4 protein-coding genes and 2 pseudogenes are annotated in these 4707 nt (G+C 73.1%); 2 read left to right on the top strand and 4 right to left on the bottom strand.

What is annotated here, in order from left to right; all coding sequences use genetic code 11:
* Both VR45_RS39825 and VR45_RS39820 read right to left on the bottom strand, forming a co-directional pair.
* Positions 1-421: pseudogene (locus VR45_RS39825) on the bottom strand (hypothetical protein); the annotation flags it as partial.
* Between the two features lie 583 nt (positions 422-1004).
* Positions 1005-1811 carry a LysR family transcriptional regulator gene (locus VR45_RS39820; protein ID WP_045944855.1) on the bottom strand — a complete coding sequence of 269 codons (807 nt, stop codon included), beginning with the start codon at positions 1809-1811 and terminating at the stop codon, positions 1005-1007.
* 178 nt (positions 1812-1989) lie between these two features.
* Between VR45_RS39820 and VR45_RS39815 the strand changes: the two genes are divergently transcribed.
* Positions 1990-2745 carry an SDR family oxidoreductase gene (locus VR45_RS39815; RefSeq protein ID WP_078897507.1) on the top strand — a complete coding sequence of 252 codons (756 nt, stop codon included), beginning with the start codon at positions 1990-1992 and terminating at the stop codon, positions 2743-2745.
* A gap of 486 nt (positions 2746-3231) precedes the next feature.
* Complete coding sequence (locus VR45_RS39810; RefSeq protein ID WP_045944854.1) at positions 3232-3660, top strand: cold shock domain-containing protein; 429 nt, start codon at positions 3232-3234, stop codon at positions 3658-3660.
* A 62-nt stretch (positions 3661-3722) separates the two neighbouring features.
* Here VR45_RS39810 and VR45_RS39805 read toward each other — a convergent pair whose 3' ends face one another.
* Both VR45_RS39805 and VR45_RS39800 read right to left on the bottom strand, forming a co-directional pair.
* Positions 3723-4310, bottom strand: coding sequence for a lytic polysaccharide monooxygenase (locus VR45_RS39805; RefSeq protein ID WP_045944853.1), 588 nt, complete (start codon positions 4308-4310; stop codon positions 3723-3725).
* Positions 4311-4473: 163 nt separating this feature from the next.
* A pseudogene (locus VR45_RS39800) lies at positions 4474-4707 on the bottom strand (hypothetical protein); the annotation flags it as partial.

Below are 4707 nucleotides of genomic sequence, written 5' to 3'. Positions count from 1 at the left end.
TGATGCCGAAGTTCTGCAGCGCCGCCGGGATGCCGAGCCGGGCCGCGACCAGTTGGGCGGAGGCCAGGCAGGAGTCGTGGACGAGCAGATCGGCGCCCCAGGCCTCGGCGACCGCGAGCAGGTCCTCCACCGTGGAGCGCGAGGCGTGGGCGAAGGCGGCCGCGGCCATCTCCAGGATCTCGTCCTGGGTCAGGCCCGGCTGGGCGTAGCTGACCTGGCCGTTGGAGGTCGCCTCGAAGGACTCCCGCAGCGGCCGCCCGTCGCCGATCGCGACGATCGGGAAGCCGGCCTGCCGGAGCTGGTCGTAGGGGCTCGGACTGGCGAACAGCACCTCGTGCCCGGCGGCCCGCAGGGCCTGGGCGGTCGGCACCATCGGGAAGAGGTGGCTCGGCGCGGCCGGGCCGGTGAAGAGTATGCGCACAGTGATCTCCTGATCGTTCTCGATTGGGTCGTGCCACGGATCGTGTACGGACCGATCCGTCTCCCGCAACCGTCAACTGACGAACGGTCAGATCTCTTTCCACGAAGGATCGACAATCGGACGTTCCGATGTCCGGACGGGTGGACGGGCGGAGAAGCGGCCGGCCGCTCGGCGCGGGGCGTCGCCGTCGGGCCGCGAAGGGCGCGGGGCGCCCGGAAGGGACGGGCTATCTGCCCGTACGCGTCCGGGCCGGGGCCCGTCTCTCCTGGAAACGGTCCGCGGCGGGACGGTGCTCGGCAGCGGGGCGCTCGGCGTGGGCACGGAACCGCCGGTCCGCGGGCGCGGTCTCCGGTGGCCGGGCGGCGAACGTCCTCGGCATGCTGCTTCCCCCCGTGGTGGTGCCGCGTCCCGTGCGCGATCGCGCACCGGGAGGAACGCACCGGACACCCTGGGAGGGAATGACTGGCCGTCGGCCGAGGGCCGACGGCGCCCGGACTACCGACCGGGCTGTGCTTTCGCGCGTTCCGGCGTCGATGCTACGACGAACCGGCCGTCCGCGCACGGAATTCGGGCGATGGCCGGATCAGGACCCCGGCGCGCCGAGCACCTTGGCCGCGGTCTCCAGGAAGTCCGCGACCGGTCCCGGCCCGTGGCCCTCCGGCGCCGCCAGACAGGTCCCGACCGGCGGGTGGTCGCTGACCGGGAGATGGACCAGGCCGGGACGGGCGTACGCGCGCATAACGCTCAACGGCACCAGGGCGACGCCCTGGCCCGAGGCGATCAGCTCGAACTTCTCCTCCAACGAGGCCGTCCGCCGGGTGACGACCGGCTCGCCGTCCAGGTCCGCCAGCACCAGCGTCCGCCGCCCTGCCAGCGGGTGGCCCGCCGGCAGGCAGGCGACCTTGGTCTCGTGGCCGACCGGGACGGTGTGCAGCCCCGAGTCGTCGAACGGGCGCCGCAGGAACCCGACGTGCGCCCGGCCGTCCCGCAGCGGCCCGTCCCGCTCGACCCAGGGCAGCGGGAGCACGTCGACCACGACGTCCGGGTGGCACGCGGTGAAGGCCCGGATCGCCTCCGCGACGTGCAGACCCGCCGAGAAGCCCACCACGAGCCGGCGCCCCGGGCTGCCCGCCTCCCGCACCCGGCGCACGGTGCCCGCCACCGCGGCGGTGATCCCGGGCGCCTCCTCGTACAACCGGTGCCCGGCGGCGGTCAGTTCGACACTGCGGGTGGTCCGGGTGAACAGCGGGCAGCCCAGCTCCTGTTCGAACGCCCGGATCTGACGGCTGAGCACGGGCTGGGCGATGAACAGTGCGGCGGCCGCCCGGCCGAAGTGCCGGTGCTCGGCCACCGCGACGAAGTAGCGGAGCTTGCGCAGGTCCAGATCCATGCCCGTACGGTATCAATGCGGCCCAAAGGGTATTGGACGCCCGGCTCGCGGTCCTCGGAGACTCGTACCGTGACCACCCGGCGCCCCTCGGCGCGGGGCGCCCCGGGACACCGTCCCGCTCCCCGTACCGGTGCCGTCCGGCCCTCGTCGAACCAGGACCCTTGTGAACAACACCCCCATGAACGAGACCCGCACGACCGAAACCCGCACGACCGAAACCCGCACGACCGAAACCCGCACGACGGACACCCGCAGGACCGCCCTCGTCGTCGGCGCCTCCCGGACCCTCGGCCTCGGGATCGCCGCCGAGTACCTCCGCCGGGGCTGGAACGTCATCGGCACCGTGCGCGGCGACCGGCCCACCGCGCTGCACGAGCTGTTGGACACCGCCGACAACCGGCTGACCGTCGAGTCGCTGGAGATGACCGATCCGGCCGCGATCGCGGCGCTCCGCGACCGGCTGGCCGGGCGCACTCTCGACCTGCTCTTCGTCAACGCCGCCATCACCCGGGGCGACCTGCCGATCGGCGAGGTGCCGACGGAGATGTTCACCGAGGTTATGGTCACCAACGCGCTGAGCCCGCTGCGCGTCGTCGACGCCCTCCGCCCGCTGGTCGCGCCGACCGGCACCATCGGCGTCATGTCCTCCGATCAGGGCAGCATCGCGCACAACACCGAGGGCGGGCAGGACCTCTACCGGGCCAGCAAGTCCGCGCTCAACCAACTGATGCGCTGCGAGGCCGCCCGGCACGCCGACGACGGCCGGACCCTGCTGCTGGTCGACCCGGGCTGGGTACGCACCGGACTTGGCGGCCCGGAGGCCGAGTTGAGCGTGGAGGAGAGCGTGCCGGGGGTGGTGGAGACCGTCGAACGCCACCGCGGGGCGGGCGGCCTCCATTTCGTCGACCACCTGGGCGAGGTCGTGCCCTGGTAGAGCTGCGACGACGGTGCCGCGCGCCCCGGCGGGCCTCCGGTGGTGGTGTGGCGGGCGGGTGACGATGTCGCGGCCGTGTCACCGTTCCGACCCGGGCCGGGCCCGGGAGCGGTGGCGGGGTGGGCACGGCGGGCGGCAGCACGTGACACTCGGGCAGCACGTGACACTCGTCGCGGCGGACGTCCGGGGGGGCGTCCGCCGCCACGGGGGCCCCGGGGGAACTCGGCTGGAAGGGGGCCGGGTTGACGGCCGCGGACAGGGAACGGTGGACGGCGGCGCAGCGGCGGTGCGCCGTGCTGGTGCCGGTGGCGGGTCTGCTCCGGTGACGGCCGCGGGACGGTCCCGCTCCGGGGTGGTTCGGTTCGGTTCGGCGGCGGCCCGGACGGTTCGACAGCGGCCCGGTCCGCTCCCGTTCCGGGTGCCCGGTCGTCTATCCTCTACGTCAGGTGTCGGGCAGGGGGCCCGGGTTGTCTTTTGGGGGTACGAGTGGTCACCGGTCGTGTGGTGCGTTACGACAGCGTGCGGGGTTACGGGTTCATCGCTCCGGACCACGGCGGGGAGGATGTCTTCCTGCACGTCAACGACATGTTGATGCCGGAGTCCGTGGTGCACTCGGGCCTGGTGGTCGAGTTCGAGATGGAGGAGGGCGACCGCGGGCTCAAGGCCTCGTCGGTGCGGCTTCCCAAGGGCGCGCTCGCGCGTCCGGCCGGGGCGGCCGGGGCGGTCTCCCTCGTCCCGCGGTCCGCGGCCGACGACGACGACCCGGAGTGCGATGTCCTCACCTCCGCCGAATTCGTGGTGGAGGTGACCGAGTTGCTGCTGACGCACGCGCCGTCGCTGACCGGCGAGCAGGTGCTCAAGGTGCGCGAGGCGATGCTCCGGTGCGCCAAGGGCCACGGCTGGACCGAGGGCTGAGCGGCGCACCCGCGCCCCGGGGCCGTCGACCGGTCCCGGGGCGCGGGTCCTGCTTCTTCCGTTCAGAAGAGCACGTCGGTGCAGGAGTAGAACGCGTTCGACGTGTCCGCGACGTCCCAGACCGCGACGACCACGTGGTGCCCGGTGCGGCCCGTGGGGAGGGTCCCGGTGTGGGTGGTCGTGGCGGCGGGCTGACGGCCGTTGTAGGGGACCGTCAGGAACGGCGTCAGGTCCAGGCTCGCCCGGGTGATCTTCTGGGTCGGGTCGTAGCCGGGCTTGGTCAGGAAGTACCGGAAGCTCGTGGTCGAGTGCCGGGCCTCGATCTCCCAGGTGAAGGTCTGCTGACCGCCGGCCGTCACCTTGGTGGTCGGCCAGGCGCCGTTGCGCGGGTTGTCGAGCGGGGCCCAACGGGCGTCCGCCCCCGCGCAGATGGTGCCGTCCGCGGGGCCGCGGGTCGGGAAGCCCTTCGGGCCCTCGACGCTCTGCGGCTCCCACTGGATGTCGCCGCAGTTCTTGACGACACCCGCACCGCACAGGGCCGAGCGGCTCGGCGGCAGGTTGATGAATCCGTGCGAACTGGCCGGGACGGCCATCGCGAGCGGGACGGCGACGGCGGCCAGGGCCGCGCCGACGGCAAGGCGTTTGCGCATGATGCTCCTCCGTGGGGGGATGGAGAGTGCGCCCGGCCCAGGACGCGCGCGTGGGGGTGCGCCGACCAAGGGGATCTTGGCATGCCTGCGCCAGGTGAATGCCCATACCGTAGGCAGCGCGCAGCCCCTCGTCAATGGTCTGGACCACTTGGCCGACGAACAATCAACCCTCTTGTGCCATAAGCGTGTTGGGGTCGGTGAGGCTGTGCCGTTCGAGCCACCCGGCGATCGCCCGGCCGATGGCCTCCGGCCGGTCCTCGGGGGCGTGGTGCCCGGCCGGGCCGCAGTGCTCGACGGTGAGCGCGGCGATGTGCTCGCGCGCCCAGGCGACCACGGCCTCCCCGACCAGCAGGGTCGGCGAGGAGTCGAAGGTCAGCAGCAGCTTCGGCACCTCCGG

It is taken from the genome of Streptomyces sp. NRRL S-495 (assembly GCF_000966955.1).
In the GTDB taxonomy this organism is placed as follows: Bacteria; Actinomycetota; Actinomycetes; order Streptomycetales; family Streptomycetaceae; genus Kitasatospora; species Kitasatospora purpeofusca.
Note: the sequence above shows the minus strand (reverse complement) of the source record. Positions and strands in the feature narration are given on the sequence as shown.

Excerpts from the sequence above, each read along its gene's own strand:
- VR45_RS39820 (WP_045944855.1), bottom strand. The coding sequence starts at position 1,811 with ATGGATCTGGACCTGCGCAAGCTCCGCTACTTCGTCGCGGTGGCCGAG.
- VR45_RS39815 (WP_078897507.1), top strand. The coding sequence starts at position 1,990 with ATGAACGAGACCCGCACGACCGAAACCCGCACGACCGAAACCCGCACG.
- VR45_RS39805 (WP_045944853.1), bottom strand. The coding sequence starts at position 4,310 with ATGCGCAAACGCCTTGCCGTCGGCGCGGCCCTGGCCGCCGTCGCCGTC.